Annotated in this window: 16 protein-coding genes; 8 read left to right on the forward strand and 8 right to left on the reverse strand. The window is 37.8% G+C overall.

Annotation, left to right across the window (positions count from 1 at the left end; translation table 11 throughout):
• Window positions 1–11 precede the first annotated feature (11 nt).
• A complete protein-coding gene (locus tag MMG00_RS04210; protein ID WP_242151848.1) occupies window positions 12–920 on the reverse strand; it encodes an NAD-dependent epimerase/dehydratase family protein in 909 nt (302 codons plus the stop codon).
• Between the two features lie 254 nt (window positions 921–1,174).
• On the opposite strand from MMG00_RS04210, the gene MMG00_RS04215 reads away from it, so the two are divergent.
• From MMG00_RS04215 to MMG00_RS04235, 5 genes are all read left to right on the forward strand, one after another.
• Window positions 1,175–1,357: a TorE protein gene (locus MMG00_RS04215; protein WP_242151851.1), complete on the forward strand. Its 183-nt coding sequence runs from the start codon at window positions 1,175–1,177 to the stop codon at window positions 1,355–1,357.
• Window positions 1,358–1,441: 84 nt separating this feature from the next.
• On the forward strand, window positions 1,442–2,647 hold the full coding sequence (gene torC / locus MMG00_RS04220; RefSeq protein WP_242151853.1) for a pentaheme c-type cytochrome TorC: 1,206 nt from the start codon (window positions 1,442–1,444) through the stop codon (window positions 2,645–2,647).
• A 231-nt stretch (window positions 2,648–2,878) separates the two neighbouring features.
• The gene (gene torA / locus MMG00_RS04225) at window positions 2,879–5,407 is read left to right on the forward strand and encodes a trimethylamine-N-oxide reductase TorA (protein WP_242151857.1); all 2,529 of its coding nucleotides are present in this window, start codon (window positions 2,879–2,881) and stop codon (window positions 5,405–5,407) included.
• A 128-nt stretch (window positions 5,408–5,535) separates the two neighbouring features.
• Window positions 5,536–6,231 carry a molecular chaperone TorD gene (gene torD / locus MMG00_RS04230; protein ID WP_242151860.1) on the forward strand — a complete coding sequence of 232 codons (696 nt, stop codon included), beginning with the start codon at window positions 5,536–5,538 and terminating at the stop codon, window positions 6,229–6,231.
• A 157-nt stretch (window positions 6,232–6,388) separates the two neighbouring features.
• A complete protein-coding gene (locus MMG00_RS04235) occupies window positions 6,389–6,601 on the forward strand; it encodes a heavy-metal-associated domain-containing protein (RefSeq protein ID WP_242151863.1) in 213 nt (70 codons plus the stop codon).
• Window positions 6,602–6,740: 139 nt separating this feature from the next.
• On the opposite strand, the gene MMG00_RS04240 is transcribed toward MMG00_RS04235, so the two are convergent.
• Both MMG00_RS04240 and MMG00_RS04245 read right to left on the reverse strand, forming a co-directional pair.
• Window positions 6,741–7,100 carry a 5-carboxymethyl-2-hydroxymuconate Delta-isomerase gene (locus MMG00_RS04240; protein ID WP_242151865.1) on the reverse strand — a complete coding sequence of 120 codons (360 nt, stop codon included), beginning with the start codon at window positions 7,098–7,100 and terminating at the stop codon, window positions 6,741–6,743.
• 244 nt (window positions 7,101–7,344) lie between these two features.
• Window positions 7,345–8,172 carry an endonuclease gene (locus MMG00_RS04245; RefSeq protein ID WP_242151868.1) on the reverse strand — a complete coding sequence of 276 codons (828 nt, stop codon included), beginning with the start codon at window positions 8,170–8,172 and terminating at the stop codon, window positions 7,345–7,347.
• 380 nt (window positions 8,173–8,552) lie between these two features.
• Here MMG00_RS04245 and MMG00_RS04250 point away from each other — a divergent pair, with 380 nt between their 5' ends.
• Window positions 8,553–8,735 (forward strand): hypothetical protein, encoded by a 183-nt coding sequence (locus MMG00_RS04250; RefSeq protein WP_242151871.1) that lies wholly within the window; start codon window positions 8,553–8,555, stop codon window positions 8,733–8,735.
• Between the two features lie 51 nt (window positions 8,736–8,786).
• Complete coding sequence (locus MMG00_RS04255) at window positions 8,787–10,196, forward strand: amidase (RefSeq protein ID WP_242151874.1); 1,410 nt, start codon at window positions 8,787–8,789, stop codon at window positions 10,194–10,196.
• Window positions 10,197–10,233: 37 nt separating this feature from the next.
• Here MMG00_RS04255 and MMG00_RS04260 read toward each other — a convergent pair whose 3' ends face one another.
• On the reverse strand, window positions 10,234–11,037 hold the full coding sequence (locus MMG00_RS04260; RefSeq protein ID WP_432805935.1) for an integrase core domain-containing protein: 804 nt from the start codon (window positions 11,035–11,037) through the stop codon (window positions 10,234–10,236).
• A gap of 356 nt (window positions 11,038–11,393) precedes the next feature.
• On the opposite strand from MMG00_RS04260, the gene MMG00_RS04265 reads away from it, so the two are divergent.
• Window positions 11,394–11,636, forward strand: coding sequence for a lipoprotein (locus MMG00_RS04265; RefSeq protein WP_242151879.1), 243 nt, complete (start codon window positions 11,394–11,396; stop codon window positions 11,634–11,636).
• A 113-nt stretch (window positions 11,637–11,749) separates the two neighbouring features.
• Here MMG00_RS04265 and MMG00_RS04270 read toward each other — a convergent pair whose 3' ends face one another.
• The 4 genes from MMG00_RS04270 to MMG00_RS04285 form a co-directional block, all read right to left on the reverse strand.
• A complete protein-coding gene (locus tag MMG00_RS04270; RefSeq protein ID WP_242151884.1) occupies window positions 11,750–13,453 on the reverse strand; it encodes a coiled-coil domain-containing protein in 1,704 nt (567 codons plus the stop codon).
• 302 nt (window positions 13,454–13,755) lie between these two features.
• The gene (locus tag MMG00_RS04275; protein WP_242151887.1) at window positions 13,756–14,853 is read right to left on the reverse strand and encodes a 2-aminoethylphosphonate--pyruvate transaminase; all 1,098 of its coding nucleotides are present in this window, start codon (window positions 14,851–14,853) and stop codon (window positions 13,756–13,758) included.
• Between the two features lie 111 nt (window positions 14,854–14,964).
• Window positions 14,965–16,659, reverse strand: a complete 1,695-nt coding sequence (locus tag MMG00_RS04280; RefSeq protein ID WP_242151890.1) for a putative 2-aminoethylphosphonate ABC transporter permease subunit — start codon at window positions 16,657–16,659, stop codon at window positions 14,965–14,967.
• A 4-nt stretch (window positions 16,660–16,663) separates the two neighbouring features.
• Window positions 16,664–17,734 (reverse strand): putative 2-aminoethylphosphonate ABC transporter ATP-binding protein, encoded by a 1,071-nt coding sequence (locus tag MMG00_RS04285; protein WP_242151894.1) that lies wholly within the window; start codon window positions 17,732–17,734, stop codon window positions 16,664–16,666.
• Window positions 17,735–17,748: the final 14 nt, after the last annotated feature.

Raw genomic sequence — 17,748 nt, forward strand, 5'->3', positions numbered from 1 at the left:
TTAAATTTATTTTAAATGATTTTATCCAGTGATGCATGAACAAGATCCGTAATTCGATAATTAAAGTCGCCTTCTTCTGTGATTTTTTCACCATCAATAATACGTTTAAGCTCTGGTTTTGGTGGTTCAAATAAAGGTAGTGCAAGATTTAGATGTTTCGCTAAGGTTTGATAATAACTCTTTCGATTAGGATGAGTTGGAGCTACTAGATTATATATATGATTATCCCAAGGGGCTTTAGGGCGCCGTAAAATAGCCGTAATCGCTTCAATGAGATCTTGGATATGTAGTAAGTTAATGGCATTAAAAGGAGAGCGGATATTATCGCGTCCTTGTAGTGAGAAAACAGGGTGCCTACCATGACCAATTAAACCGGCAAGCCTTAATATCGTGATAGGAATTTCTCGATTTTGAAGGGCTTTTTCTGCCTTAAAAATAGCTTGAGCGCTCTTTGTTTTCGGCATTGCCGGTAGTGCTTCATGGATAATACCGCTACTATCGCCATAGACGGAAGAGGAGCTTGTATAGATGATCTCTTGTGCTTGATACAACTGCGCTAAATCCGCTATTTGACGAATAAATGCCGCATAGGAATCCTCATTTTGGTGACGATTTTCTGAATTAAAAGGGGATAAAAAACCAGAGGGTGGAATTGTAATAATAATCTTACGGTTTGAAAAAAGAGGCTTCAATAGATCTATTGCTGAAGTTTCTCGTTCTAATATGTTTTGTGAAAAAGCTTGCACTTGAAGATGCTGAGAGTTTTTAGCAAAAGGAGTGAGGATTTTAGTTGTTTTCTCTAAAACATCAGCGGATTGTTTTGTCGCTATCACCTGATAGTTTTGCTGTAAAAGTGAAGCGATAAGTGGCATTCCTAGCCATCCGGCACCTATTACGGTAACTTTTTTTAAATCATTCATAGTTATTATAAAATTTTCATTTGTGTGAGTAATAGTTGATTTATATCAATTATTGAAGGGCTATAACCTGTATTGAACTTATTCAGGTTCGATCTTTGTTATAGTTCAAGATAGGTATTGACAAAATATAATTAATAAAAATTAAAATTTAATTTTATGATCCTCTTCTGTGAGAAAGCAAAGTTTTTTAATTGTTAATACTGATCACCATATTTTCTCATGGAAGGAGAGGTCTTTGGAATAGGGAGCTATCTATGAAAAAACATCATTTAGCAAGCCGTCACAACCAAGGAGATAGCGTAACAAAAGGTGGGGATTGGGGGCGCTTTATTTTATTGATGGTCATTGTTCTACCCATTCTCGCTTTTTGCGTGATTGGTGCTTACGGTCTTGGAACTTGGATTATGCAGATCCTGTTTTGGGGCCCGCCATCTTAAATAGTTGTGAATAATCAATATAAGTCGTTCGTACAACGAGCAGATTAAGACGACATAGTCATTCGTACGAAAAGGATGTCAATTATGGGAATAATAAAGCGCATTCAGCGCACTCTTTATAATCTTTTTTTAAGACCAAGTATGAAAATTGGTCTTGGGGTTTTAGTTACCGGCGGTTTTATTGCCGGCATTATATTTTGGAATGGGTTTGATGCCGGGATGAAGTATACAAATTCAGAGGAGTTTTGTACTAGCTGTCACACTATGGCAGATAATGTTTACCCCGAATTAAAACAGACCGTTCATTATCGTAATAGAACAGGGGTAAGAGCTTACTGCTCAGATTGTCATGTGCCACACAATTTTACAGATAAAATTGCTCGAAAAGTACAAGCGAGTCGTGAGGTTTGGTCACATCTAACCGGAGATATTGGGACAAGAGAAAAATTTCTTGATAAACGCTTAGAACTTGCACAAAGAGAGTGGGCAAGGATGAGTGCTAACGGCTCTAAAGAATGCCGAGCTTGTCATGATTATGAGCATATGGCTTTTGAAAAGATGGATATTATGGCAGAGATGGAGATGCGAGGCGCAGCTCAAAGAAATAATAGCTGTATCGAGTGTCATAAAGGAATCGCCCATCAATTGCCGGTAGTTGAGAGTATTCGTAATGAAGATCTTGATAAATTACTGGCAAATGCAAATAGTGAAAAGATCACGGTTGATCAAGAATATTTTAATGTCTTGCCGCAGCCCCTTTATTTAGATGAAACCTTAAGTGAATCTATAGGTTCTTTAGAAGTCGCTACTGAAGTTAGGGTGATTGAAAAGATAGGAGATGCAGAAAAGATCGAATATGCACTCTGGCGTAAAAATAAAGGTTATGGCCGGGTTCTTTATGGTGAATACAGCCTAAATACAGTTAGTGCAATCTTAGAAAAAGAGGTTGCTAAAAATGAAGCATTTAATGTGCTTGAAGTGAAGGAAGATCCATTAACAGGGCTTGAATGGCAAAAGGTTACGGGGACTGCTTGGGTTAAATCTGGTGGGTTAACGGCAGATGTTGCGCCTATTTGGGAAGTGGCTAATGCTAGTTACACTCAAGGATGTAGTACTTGTCACGTTCAGCCTGATATCGCCCATTATGATACCAATACTTGGCCCGGTTTATTTGCAGGAATGGTGGGTTTTACCAATATGGATGAAGATACCTCAAAGGTTGTCTTGAAATACCTTCAGCTTCATTCCATGGATTTTGCGAAGAAAAATGCGGTAGAAAATCATCAATAAGGTTCAAGTAAAAGTTCTTTAGGGATGCAACCGTCATTAACTAACGGTAATACATAGACAGCTTAAAAGAATGATGACTATTTTAAGCATGAGAATTTATTGAAGTGATGAAAGTTTAAAAAGATAGCTTCAAGAGATAGCGTTATAAGCACAATGGGTTTTATAAAAACTCTTTCGCTTTGATCTCTTGTTATCTGCATGATCACTTCTTTGAGAGAAAGGATAGATATTATGAGCAATCAATATAATCAATCTCGTCGAGGATTTTTAAAAACGGCCTCGTTACTAGCAGGAAGCTCTTTGCTAGCGCCTAATCTGATGGCACAAACATTATTAACCAGTAAAAAGCCCACAGATGTCGATCTAGATACCTTGGCAACTTGGCGTATCTCTGGCGCCCATTGGGGGGCTTTTAGAGCAAAAGTTGTGGCTAATCGTTTAGTTGAGGTGGAGCCTTTTGAGTTTGATCAGCATCCAACACGTATTTTAGATGCTGTTCCAGGCATCATTTATAGCCCAGCAAGGGTACGATATCCTTTAGTACGCCTTGATTGGTATAAAAATCGTGAAAAGAGTAATACTGCAGAACGGGGCGATAATCGTTTTATTCGTGTGAGCTGGGATGAAGCTTTAGACTTAATTTATGAGGAGTTAGAGCGAATCCAGACAACCTATGGTCCTTGGGCGCTTCATACAGGAAACGTTGGTTGGCGCTCTGTAGGACAAGTTCATAGTTGTGGTAACCATATGCTAAGAGCCATTGCGATGCATGGGAATAGTGTTGGAACGGCAGGAGATTACTCAACGGGTGCAGGGCAAGTCATTATGCCTTATATCCTCGGCTCTACAGAGGTCTATTCGCAAGGAACCTCGTGGGATATTATTTTACAAGAGAGTAAAGTGATTGTGATCTGGGGCAGTGATCTTGTAAAGAACCTGCAAGTAGGCTGGAATACAGAGACTCATGAAGCTTATGCGTATCTTGAAAAGCTTAAAGAAAAGGTCAAAAAAGGGGATATTCGAGTGATCTGTATTGATCCGGTAAAAAGTATGACCGCCAATTATTTAGAGTCTGAGCATCTTTATGTTAACCCAATGACGGATCTAGCTGTGATGTTTGGTATAGCGCATACTCTTTGGAAGGAAAAATTGTATGATCAAGCCTTCTTAGAGACTTATACCTTAGGATTTGATGAGTTTTTACCTTACCTAAAAGGCGAATCGGAAGATATGATTGAGAAAACGCCAGAGTGGGCAGAATCAATCTCTAGTGTACCGGCAGAAGTCATCCGTCAATTAGCGCGGGATATGGCAAACAATCGAACGCAGATGATGTTAGGTTGGTCCATGCAACGTCAGCAGCATGGTGAGCAGCCTTATTGGATGGCAGCGATTATTGCCGCGATGCTCGGACAAATTGGATTGCCAGGTGGCGGGATTAGTTATTCGCACCATTATAGTTCTGTTGGAGTCTCCTCTTCAGGGGCTTCAATGCCAGGGGCCTTTCCTTTGAATCTTGATTTTGGGAGAGAGCCTAAATACCCCAATACTGATTATAAAGGATATGCGAACTTTATACCGGTTTCTAGAGTTGTTGATGCACTATTAGAGCCTGGTAAAGAGATCAATTATAACGGAAATACGATCAAGCTTGCTCCTTATAAAATGGCGATTTTTTCAGGTTGTAACCAATGGCATCGCCAGCAAGATCGAAATAAGATGAAACGAGCTTATCGAAATTTAGAAACCGTCGTGGCTGTTGATTATAACTGGACAGCAACTTGCCGATTTGCCGATATTGTATTGCCAGCATGTACTCCTTATGAGCGCAATGATTTAGATGTTTATGGCACTTATAGTAATCGTGGGGTGATCGCAATGCAAAAACTGATTGATCCACTTTACTATTCAAAGACGGACTTTGATATTTGGCGAGAGTTTAGTAAACGTTTAGGGCGAGAGCGTGAATATACCCAAGATAAAAATGAGATGCAGTGGATCGAGAAGCTCTATATGGATTGTTATAATGAAAACTATCCCAAAGGTTTTTATATGCCATCATTTAGAGAGTTTTGGCAAAAAGGTTATGTGTTATTCCCAGAGGGTAAACCATGGGTGAGACATGCCGACTTTAGAGATGATCCAGAGGTTAATGCCTTAGGGACGCCTTCAGGCTTTATTGAGATTTATAGCCGTACCATTGCCAGTTATGGCTATGAAGATTGTAAGGGCCATCCCATTTGGATGGAGAAAGCAGAGCGCTCTCATGGAGGACCTAAGTCTGATCAATATCCGCTTTGGATGCAATCAGCGCACCCTGATAACCGCTTACACTCTCAAGGTTGTGAAGCGACAAAGATGAGGGAAAGTTACGCCATTGCCGGTAGAGAGCCGGTCTTTATTAGCCCTGAAGATGCAGATGAGAGAGGCATTCAACATGGGGATTTAGTGCGTGTTTATAATGATCGAGGGCAATTGCTTGCAGGAGCCAATGTTAATGATAATTTCCCTAAAGGAGTTGTGAGAATTTTTGAAGGCGCGTGGTATTCACCGCTAGATGAAACCATCGGTTCAATAGATACTTATGGCGATCCCAATACGTTAACGATGGATGTAGGCACTTCAAGCCTCTCGCAAGCGCCGAGTGCGAATACTTGTCAGGTTGAGATTGAGAAGTTTATCGGTGTTGCACCTTCACCGACAGGTTTTACAGGTCCTATAATGGTTGATGTTGAGGGCAATGAAGTCGTAGAAATTTAATTAATTGAAGTCGTATTATAATATCTAATGGATAGAGCCGGCATCTGCTTTCGTAGATGCCGATAGTTAATGGATGAACGATTTCATCTTTATGATGAAAGATAATAGAGCTAAGTAGGAAAATAAGAATGAGTGCTATGAAAAAACTTGCCAATGAAGCCGCCTTAATTGCTAAATTACGCGCAGAAACCTACCAATGGTTTGCGCAGATGTTTTCTCAAGAGTTAGATAAAGAGATAATAAAGATCTACCAAGATGGTGCGCTAAATACGATGTTTAATCTTTTTGGGGAGATCGGTCTCTCGATTGAAGTCGATCGGTTTAAAGAAGCCATAGCGCAATTAGCAAGTTTAGAAAATCCAGCATTAGAACTTAAAGCGGATTTTGCTGCCTGTTTTCTTTTAGATGAAGCAAGTGGAGCAATGCCATATGCATCCCTTTATCTTAATGAGGAAGGCATGATGTATTCTGAAGCAGAGCGAAAAATGCGAGAGTTACTCTCTAAAAGTGGATTGGCAATTTTAGAGAGCTTTAAAGAGCCTTCAGATCATTTAGCGATCTATTTATCATTAATGCATAAGTGGTGCGAGCAATTACATAAAGAGATCAAAAAGGAAGTTGATACGCAAAGTTATCTGCATAATGAGTATTTGGCACAAAAATCATTTGTCGATAATGGGATATTAATGTGGATACCATCATGGAATAATCGCTTAGCAAGAATTACAAATTGCAAAACGGACTTTTATCAAGCTTTAGGGGCATTATTAATGGCTTTTTTATTGGCAGATAGTGATTTTTTAGCAAATGAATTATTGGCTTAAGGAATAAATTAAATTCAACTACTCTTGTAATCAATCTAAGCGTAAAGTATGATATCTTCAATCGCGATAAAGAGTTCTTAGAAATACTAAAGACGTTTAGGTTTTTAAGAATCAATACCAAAGAAAAATTGAATCAGTATTGAGTTAGGAGTTATCTATGAAAACTGTCACATTTAGTATTCCTGAGATTAGCTGTGGTCACTGCACCTCTAGTATTGAAGATGCTTTAAAAGCGTTAGCAGGCATTGAATCGGTATCAACGAGTATTGATGATAAAACAGCAACGGTTGAATTTGTTGCCAATAGCATCAATGAAGCAGCAATTATTGATGCTATTGATGATATTGGGTTTACAGCAACGGTTAAGTAGTTAAGTAGCTTAGATCTATAAGATAGGTCGGCTCAAAAGTTGAAAATAGAAGGTAGCTAAGAGAGGCTACCTTTTTTATTGAAGTGACTTTAACTACTTATACTTATAGTGTTTCTTACACCAAATCGGCTAAACAGTACTAATTAACCATAAATTTTCGGTATTCTGGTCTGTTTAGTTCAATGACTTCAACGGTAATCTCAATTGTTTGAGGATGGGATTTATCTAATAATTGATTGGTTGTGGTAATTAACCCATCGATAAGTTGCTGCTTTATTACTGGGGATCTTCCCGGCATAATTTTTAAAGTTATCGAGATAAAAGCATGAGAGTTTTTATCTATTCCCACTAAGCTATTATCTGCAATATAGAGTCTACTTTTGATGTCATGGGCTTCAAATTCTTGACTTAGAAGAAGGGTCTTATTAAGCGCAAGTAAGAGGTTATCAGGCTCTGAAAATAGTGTTTGATCAGAGATTTCAATAATAAGATGTGGCATGAAGTCCTTTTATGAATAATAATTTATTAAAGTGATAAATACTGAGGTTGTTATTGATAAAATTAGTATAGATAAATAGGTATAAAAGTGACGAAATAAGATTGCCAGTGTATCGATTATGAGAAGCGCAAGAATCGTTCTATTCGGCACTGTGCAAGCTAATTTAATTTATACTTTGTCCTGTTTTACTTTTAAAATAGTGTTTCTTAAAGTGAATCGACTATAACAGCTTAATCAATCAAGATTAAATCAATAAAGCATCACATTGTGATGTGATATAGGGATTATCATTACCTTGAATTTCACGAATCATCTCATTGCGCTCACATTCCCATTTTTTTGGAGGATATTTTTCATTCCAGTTATTCATGAGATTTTGTTCACGATTCGAGATTGAGAGTTGATAACGACCGACCATATAAAGATACGTACGAGCAATCATGCCTTTTACTTCATTTCGCGGTTGAACTTGGCGATTTTTAAAATCTGTTGCAAATTGGCATTGGCCATATTGATTAAAGCGTTTAGTAAATTCACTAAAACGAAAGTTCGAGCGATCGCCATTGATCTCTCCAATAGCGGGCTGTAAATTATGCATATCCCCCTCCATGACATTAAAAAACTCACTGTAATCAGGTTGAGTTTTACAATTTTCTCGTCCGCCTTTTTGCCAACATTGCAACTGGTTACCAAAGGCATAAGCGGGCATCACATGTTCCCATTCTATACGATTAGCACGCTCGGCATTTTTACGAATAGTATAACCACAGCTTTGAAGATCGACTTCTCCTCGCTTGCCTTTCCATGAAAAATCACAACCACAATAAAACTCTTTCTGTGCAGGGTTTGCTTTATAGATCTCTGTTAAACGAGCTTTCGCTTGGTTAAATGTTTGTCCTTCTACCGCAAGTTCAGGTTGATTTTTGCCTAAAATATCGAGGTCAAATTGGGATAAATAGGCAGAAGCGATGAGCAATATGGTGCCTATTAGCCAATAGAGAGGATTTTTCTTTTTAAAGAGCTCATTTGCTAGCTGTTCAAAAATATTTTTAGGTTTTCTTTTACGAGCCATTGGTTTGTCAATATTCCTATGATGCAACAGCCTTTTGAGGGCGTGATTTTTCTAATAATAAATGAGAGGTATTATACGAATATTTGATGATTTATGCAGGAATGCTCGCTGCTTTGATGGTTTTTTAGCCGATATCTTCTTTGTATTAAAAGATCTCTTTCAGTGCCATTTTTGATAATAGATTGTCTATATTTCTCGTTTTAATTTGTGAAATATTGAGAGTAGCCTCATAAATCTCTCTTAATTTATTAATATAACTTACTGTTTTTAAATCACTTAACCTTATATTTAAATGTATAGTTTTTGCATTGTAAGTTGATATCAATTAGATTGAAGAAAGCCATATGGCGATTGATAACAATGATAATCAGGAGGAATGTATGAGTTATTCCATTAAAGAGAGACTTGCTCAAAAACAGGTAAATGTTAACCCTAATACTGAGAAAGAAGTAGAAATGCGCTGGAAAGCTATTGAACAACTACGAGCTGGCATTGATTCTAAGAATCTGGCAGATGCCTCTATTTGCCTTGTGAATACGGCAGGTAAAAATCACGTTGAGTAGCAGTAAATGTAAAGCATTGAAATCATCTTTTTCTATTTTTAGGAGGCTTTTATGAGCAATCCCATACTTTTTTTACCCGTTAGTGAACTTGCAAAAAAGATTCAATCGCGAGAACTGACTTCTGTTGAACTAACTAAGCTGTTTTTAGATCATTCACATGAATTAAACCCAACACTTAATGCTTATATCTCCTTTCGTGATGAAAAAGCATTAGCAGATGCTGCAAAAATGGATGCGGAGATTCTTGCTGGGAATTATCGTGGCTTACTACACGGAATCCCCATGGCAATTAAAGATAATATCTATGTAGGCAATGAAGTCACGACGATGGCTTCAAAGTATCATGAAAACTTTGTCTCTGAGGATGATGCTTCTGTTGTTGAAAATCTTAAAAATGCCGGTGTTGTGTTGATTGGAAAATTGAACATGCATGAATATGCGTGGGGCATCACCAATAATAGTCCACACTTTGGTCCTGTTAAAAACCCTTGGAATTTAAGTAAAATCCCAGGAGGTTCAAGTGGTGGAACGGGAGCGGCTGTTTCTGCGGGATTAACGCCTGTTAGTTTAGGAACAGACACTGCTGGATCTATTCGTATTCCCTCATCTGCGTGCGGTATTGTCGGGTTAAAACCCACCCATGGATTAGTGCCTAAATATGGCTGCTTCCCACTAGCGTGGACACTAGATCATATTGGACCTATGACCAAAACGGTAGAAGATGCCGCCATTGTGTTGCAAGCGATTGCTGGATTTGATTCTCGTGACCCTGTTTCTAAAAAAATTGACACCATTGACTATCTTGCCGGTATTGATTCACCATTAGCGGGCAGAGTGATCGGTATTGAAGAAGATTATTTCTTTAAAGATGTGGATGCCCCTATTGAAGCGATGATTCGGGAGCTCTTAGCAAAGCTTGAGGCAAATGGCGCAGTAGTGAAGAAGGTGAAAATTCCAGCGCTACGTTACTCTGAATATGTGGAACTTGCGACAAGTTTATCAGAAGCAAGCGCGATTCATTATGAGCAGCTAAAGAAAGATCCTAACCATTATGGTGAAGATATCCGTATGTTGTTTGAATTAGGGTTACTCTTTGATTCAGTAGACTACCTTCAAGCACAGCAACTTCGTAGTGAACTAAAAGCAGAATTTACGAAGGTGTTTGAAGAGATTGATGTGCTTATTGCTCCGACGTTACCTTCCTTGCCTAACGATATTGGTAGTGATCTTGTAATGATTAATGGCAAAGAAGAAGATGTGCTTAATAATACGATTCGAATGACAGGACCAAGTAATTTAACAGGATTGCCGGCGCTCAGCATGCCAATTGGTTTAGTAGATGGATTACCAGTGGGAATGCAGATTATCGGAGATGCTTTTGATGAAAAGACGATCTTTAATATTGCTAAAAACATTGAAAAATTAGTGCAATTTGAGGGAGTTCCACCGATTATCAAATAGTAGATAATCATTTAGGTGTTAGAAATCGGCGGGTTGTTTACACTTCAGTGTTAAAATAATTTTCTAAAACTTCATAAGGCGTTAAACCATTAATACCCTTATGAGGTTTTACTGTGTTGTAATAGTTTAAAAATCGTTTTAGCTTCTTTTTCCGATCATCTGAACTGATAAACTCTTCCTGATTATGCCACATTTCCATGAGTGTTCGAATGACTCTTTCTGCTTTTCCATTCGTTTGAGGGCAAGCTGGCTTTGTAAACTTTTGATTAATCTTATGTGTTAGACACATTTCGACAAAGGCATGTTCTGATGTACCTTTATACTCACGACCATTATCCGAATAGGTGCATTCTACAGTATAGGGACACTGTTCTAACAGATCCCATCGAAGAAATTCAGCAGCACTAAACTGTGATTTATCAGGATAAATACCGGCATAAAGTTCTCTTGAAAAATCATCAATTCCTACAAATAAATACTCTCTAGTGCGATTTTTAAGATCCCCTTTTAAAAGAGGGAGCCGTTTAGTATCCACATGGACCATCTCGCCAGGATAGTTTTTGTTATAACGTTTAGCCCTCTTTTTAAGTTTCTCTTCAATAGATTTTTCAATCTTTGCAAGACGTTTAATGCTATACTTAATTGTTCTATAACGTTCATTTTTACTAGCTAATGGCACAAACAAGTTCAATCTACCTTGTTTTAGTACTTTATAGATCGTAGGTCTGCTTACCATAAAACGCTCAGCTAGATAGGTTACGGTAAATTTTTCTTGATGATGTAATCGCCAAATCTCTTCTCGATGAAACGGCGTTAATTTTGTTTTTCGATGGATATTCATAACAGTATTTTCTCCTAATACTGTAAACAACGCGATAAAATCCTACAATTTAGGAGTAATAATTTAACAGCGTTACATATTTTGTAACGCTTTTTTTATGGTGTCATGAATCATGTAGGGATGCTTTAAACAGCATTTGATGATTATATATCGTTGTCAGTAGTAATGGCGGGTATCTTAACTTTCTTTTAAAAACAAAATATTAGAATATTACGAATTTTATGAAGTAATGGGCTGTTTGATTATATGACATAGGCTATAAAATATAGTATTAATATTTTAAATATATTATTCATGATGATATGATAATTTTCAATGCCTTTATTGTGAGTGAATTATATTAGGAGTAATAATAGATGTTTTTGAATAAAAAAATGCTATATACGGCAATGTTTGCTGTGGTTCTGGCGGGATGTAATTTTGACTTAACCGAGCAAGGTATCAGAAGAGCCGAAATAAACAATCGAGCAAAAAATGAGAATCTCAATGAACAGCAGTGCACCCAAGCTGGGGGAAAACTTGAATTGAGAGATGGTATTACTTATTGCCGAGTTTCACCACAAATCGTTAATACTTGGGATGATTCGAAAGATTATTAAGATAGTATCAATACTTATTAATAAATTTTAGTGGATGAAAAAAGCGCCTTACATGAAGATGAAGGCGCTTTTAATGTTTTATAATAACTAATTGAATAAAGTTTTAAGCCAGCTTAGTTTTTACCGGTAATAACTTGATTTTGATTATCTCGCATCTCAATATTAGTAAATGGCATACTCCAGCCCTCTTTTTGTGCGCAGCGTAAACAAGCTTCTTGTAATAAACGCCCAGATTGGAAGTAGTAAGCTGCAGATGATCCCTTCATTGCAACAATCACCGTATAGACTAAGGACATCCCTTCATTAATTTTACGAAATTCAACGCTTAGAGAGTTGTATTGATCATGAAGTGCAGTATTAGATAAAAATTCTGTGATATAAGCTTTAAGCTTGCTGAAAATCTCATCAACAGGGGTATCAAAATGTTTATAGGAGAGGCCAAAGTCAGCAACAGCGTAATAGCCATAAGAGAGATTAGTAGGCGCTCCTGCGATAAAGTCAGCAGTTGGGTAGATAATTGTACTATTAAATGAGTTTAGATAGACAGACTCGGGGGTTTGACGTTTAACTTCTCCAAAAGTACCGTTAGGAAGAATGAAACTATCGCCTACTTTTGCCGGGAACCAGATCTCATCATTATTAAATGGACGAGAAGTTAAGGTTTCAAGTTCAGGCAGCATTAAACGGATTCGGCCATTATCTAGTGAAGGGTTATAGAGCGTTGCTGTATAAAGCGTGATTCGTTCAATGATCCATGGAACACCACGATAGATCACGCGTTCCCCTTGTCTTGCTGACCCTAAGTTTAAAAAGAGACGAATTTCTGAGAAATATTTGGGAACGTAATTTCTAAAGGCAAAGATAAGCGCTAATAAAATTAAGATCGCAATACCAAAGAGCACCATATCACCCATTGAATGCACAACAATTAAGAAGGCAACAACAGAGGTGATGACAGAGATAATTCGGTAAATGAGCAGTAATAAACGTGCGCGAAGATTAACTTTTTGCTGGCCTTTTTGACGGTTATGTCGGCGCTGTAAGATGAAATCCATCCCTTTAGTCAGGATATAGAGTACAGCAAAAAATGTTGCAAAAGAGACTAATAAGATAAGACCACGACCTTTTAGAAAATCAACAATCCCATTTTTAAGAGATTGAAGGAAGGTTTCATCGGTCGTCATTGCATCTAAAAGATTTTGATAATGATCTCGGTCACGTACTAAATCTTTTAAGAAAGAGCTCCAATTATTATTAATTGTCTCAAGTTTTTTGGTTAATGTAGGGCTTAAAGATTCTTTGGGAATGGTATTAAGGTAGGCAAGCCCTTTTTCAAGAGTTGCGATTTTCTCTTTTGTTAAAGTGAGCTCACGATTAATATCTTCTTTTTCACGGGTTGCTTTTGTTAAACGTTGAATTTCAGAAAAAACAGGTTGAACAATTTGTAAGAGCTCTGCTTGCCAATCATAATTGAGCTCTTCCTCATTACCTGTTTTTGTTAAAAAATTAATATCAACGCCACCTAAAGCATATTTTTCAAACTCGGTGCGAGATTGTGTTAAGCGAGCTTGCAGTTGGTTAATACGATCTTCAATCTCCGATTTTGTCTCTGCTGTGACAGCATCATTGAGTTCTATTTTTAACGCTGCGATTTTTGATTGAATATCTTCTATAGAGTTTTCAGTAGATTCCAAAACATCACAGCACTCTATCGAGGGGGAAGGATTATTAATCGTATTTGCCGCTGCAAAAGTCGTTGCAAGGAGGATTAAAAAGGCGCTAATAAGGGTGCCGAAGGCGATTTTTTTATTAAACATAAGCTCTCTATTTTAAAATCGTTTTTGATACAAAGACATTTAATGGTAGCAAATATAGAGCTCAAAATCATGAGGATAGGCTAGATTATTAGATGTTAAGCCTAACAAGATGCGGGTTATTAAAGGGTTATGAATAGCCTGAAAAAGCAGTTTCCATTGATAATAATCAGCTAACAAGCTGTAATCTCAGGCTTAATTAAAGAATACTTTTTTATAGATTTTTATCAGTCAAGATCGATAATTTACTTAAGATGAATCATTATGGTGGTTAAAATTTACTCAACTTTAACCACCGATAATACTTAAATAGCCATATCATCTAAAGCATAAGTAATGGCGTTAATGGCTTGTCTCATCTCTAAAGCGTTAATAGCGCCGATTGAGCCAACACGGAAAGTCTCTATCTCTGTAAGCTTGCCGGGATAGAGCATAAATCCTTCTGCTTTTGTGACTTCATAAAGGGTTTTAAAACTGTACTTTGTAGCAGTAGGGGCTAAGAAAGTAATGATTATCGCCGATAGATCCTCTTCTTTTAAAAAGGGCTTAATTCCTACTTTTTTCATTCCCTCAAGTAGGAGTTTAGAATTTGCTTCATAACGTGCTAAACGCGCAGGTTGTCCGCCTTCCTCAAAGAACTGTAAAAGGGCTTCATAAAGAGCTACAACAACATGTGTTGGTGGTGTAAAGCGCCATTGTCCTGTTTTTTCCATGTAATAATATTGATCATAAAGATCGAGTGAAATGGAAGGACTATGATGCTCACATCCTTCGATGATTGCTTTACGCAAGAAGACAAAGCCCATTCCCGGAACTCCCTCTAAACATTTCCCGCTTGCTGCAATGAGGGCATCAAATTGTAAGGAGGTGACTTCAATGGGGTAGGCTCCAAAAGAACTCATCGCATCCACAATTAGACCGACGCCTTTATCTTGGCAAAGATCACTAATTTCTTGCAAGGGGTTGAGAATACCCGTACCTGTTTCACAATGAATTAATCCAACATGAGTAATACTTTTGTCATCTTTTAAAGCTTTTTCTACGAGATTAAGTGCTACTTTTTCAGACTCAGGAAAAGAGAGTATCGTTGTTTTTATGCCAAGTTTTTGACTAATAGTCGCCATTCTTCGGCAATAAGCGCCATTGTCTAATACTAATAGGTGCCCCGTTTTAGGAACAACCGTACCAATTGCCGCTTCCACTGAAAAGGTGCCACTTCCTTGCATAGGAACAACAGTATAATCCCCTTGATTTTTAATTATTTTCAAAAGGGATTGGCGAAGATTTTTAGTAATTGTTTTAAAATCCTCATCCCAAGAGCCCCAATCATTGAGCATTGCAAGCTTAGTGCGAAGGGTTGTTGTTAAAGGTCCTGGGGTTAGTAATATTTTATCACGGCTCATAAAAGACTCCTTTTAGGTATCTATTTAGTTTGTATTAGGTTGGAAATTTGGGAAGTTACTAAGAAGTGTTGTCTAGGGTAATCTTAAGAGATTGACTTTAAACATCTCGCTTTAAGCATTTCTCCAGCGCTGCGTTCGGTGTAAAACTACTTTTTCTAAGAGCACAAAGAATATTAAGGCGCTAATAGAGAGTGCAGTAATAATAACGGCCATGGCAGTGGCGCCCCCGACATCTCCGGCATCATCAAGATTAAGGATCGCAACAGCCGCTAGCTCTGTTTCAGGAGAGTAGATAAAGATGACCGCTGAAATAGTCGTCATCGCATTGATAAAAAGATAACGAGCCACATCAATGAGGGTTGGAATTGAAATGGGGAGCGTTACAGTCCAAAGGGTTCTTAAAACAGGTGTTTTAAGGGATGCTGCGACTGCTTCAAACTCACTATCAATGCTCTTTAGGGCACTCCCTGTTGAGATAAAGCTCGTACTAAAAAAGTGAATGATCGTACAGACAACTAAGATTGTCATTGTGTGATAAAGACCATTTAGGGGGTTATCAACCATATTAAAAAAGAGGATATAGCCAATACCTAACACAAGTCCCGGGATCGCCATTGGTAGCATTGCAAAGAGGCGAAGAAATGCTTTGACTCTTGGAAATCCAGCTGTTTTCTCCACTAACCATGCGGCTAAGAAAATAATGATGATCCCAAAGATTGCCGTTAAACTTGCTAGTGTAATGGTATTTAGGACCGTATGAAAAAGATCTGATTCTATTAAGATAGAGTGATAATTAATAAAGCTTAAGCTTAAATTGTAAGGCCAAAAACTTACAAAAGAGGCATAAATAGGCATGATGAGCATTGCTAACATCAGTAAACTGATAACGGTGCAGAAGCTAAATATCGCATAATCAAATTTAAGGGATTTTTTAGGCACTAATATGACCGATTTGGCGGTTAATGTTGCGGCATGTTTTTTGCGGATTAGAAGATCGATAGAGAAGGTAAATAGTGCCGGCAATAAGAGTAATAAAGCAACTAACGCGCCTTGCTGAAAGTCTTGTTGCCCAATCATTAGACGAAAAACATCAGTGGCAAGCACATCAAAGTTCCCCCCGACAATTTTAGGAATTCCAAAATCGGTAATTGTTAGGGTAAAAGCCACCATTGCTGCCGAGATAATGCCATATTTGCAACTTGGTAAGGTGATTGTGAAAAATTTACGAAGCGGCGTTGTTCCCATACTATCCGCAGCTTCATATAATCTTGCATCTGCAATGGTTAATGTGGTTGTTAAAATCATTAACACATGCGGAAAGATGGCAAATAGCTCCGCAAGCACAATGCCTGACATTCCATAGATCGAATCAAATCCTAATAGTTGCCAAAACTTTAGTGCAATCCCTTGATTTCCAAACCAATAAATTAAGGAAATAGCCGATAAGAGTGAAGGAGCAAGCAAGGGGATAAGAGAAATGGCCCGATGAACACCTTTAAATGGCATACAGCTTCGGGTTAAACCATAGGCAAAAATAAAAGCAATAGGAATGATGATCACGGTGACTAAAAAGGCTATTGATAAGCTATTTTTTAAACTATTCAAGAGAGATGGTTGCTGAAAATAGGTGATTAAGCGATCAAAGGTACTACTGCCGGAAAAGGCGGGATCAACTATAAAAAGATTCTCAAAAACAGTTCCAAGGGGCGCAATTAAGAAGAGGAGGAAAAAGATTAAGATTAGAAATGTTAAAAGCGCAATAATGGTGTTGTTAAGGGTGATTCTAGAAAAAAATGTAAAAGACATGTAATTAAGCGCTCCTAAAGATATTCATTTTTGATTCAGGAAAACGGACCTGTAGGGATTTGCCGATAGCTATTTGGTGGGTGAGGTTTTCTTGTAAAGAAAATAGCAGCATTAAAGGCTCTTTATTTTGGGGGCTATTGAAGGTGATTAAGGAGTGGCTTCCTAAAAATTCGATATTTTTCACAATGCCGGTAAAAGCGCTAGTATCTATGTTATCTTCAGGAATAATTTCATAATCTTCAGGGCGAATAAAGGCGGTTACAGATTCCCCTTGAGTAAGGTCCATTTCCGGTATGGTAATTTCTTGAGTACCTAATTGAATTTTTTGTGAATCAATACAGGTTGCATTTAATTGATTCACTCTACCGACAAAGCTTGCGACAAAGGGGGAAACGGGGTTGCTATAGACTTCAAAAGGCGTGCCTATCTGCTCAATTTTTCCATGATTCATGACGACAATACGATCAGCAATGGAGAGTGCTTCTTCTTGATCGTGCGTTACCATGATCGTTGTTATCCCAAGTTTTTTCTGTAATGAACAGATCTCTTGACGAAGGTGAGTACGCACTGTTGCATCAAGTGCTGATAATGGTTCATCTAATAATAAAAGGTTTGGAGAAGTGGCAAGCGCTCTTGCGAGAGCTATACGCTGCTGCTGCCCACCTGAAAGTTGGGCGGGATATTTTTTCTCGCTACCCGATAAGCCAACGGTTTCTAACAACTCAGTAACACGCTGTTTAATCTTCTTTTTAGGGACTTTAAGATTCACAAGTCCGTAAGCAATGTTCTGAAAAATGGTGAGATTAGGGAAGAGTGCATAAGATTGAAAGACAATGCCATAATCCCTTTTTTCAATGGGGGCGTGACTAATATCACGCCCATCTTGATAAATAGAGCCTTCTGTTTGAGTTTCAAGTCCGGCAATGATTCGTAGCAAGGTTGTTTTACCGCAACCAGAAGGACCTAAAAAACAGACAAGTTCTCCTTGGTTTAAGGTTAAATCGATATGATTAAGGGCGGTAAAATTGCCAAATTGCTTTTGAATACCGTTGAGCTCTAAGTAAGGCCTATTCATGATTTTATCCTTTT

The sequence above is a fragment of the Ignatzschineria rhizosphaerae genome, assembly GCF_022655595.1.
Classification (GTDB): Bacteria; Pseudomonadota; Gammaproteobacteria; order Cardiobacteriales; family Wohlfahrtiimonadaceae; genus Ignatzschineria; species Ignatzschineria rhizosphaerae.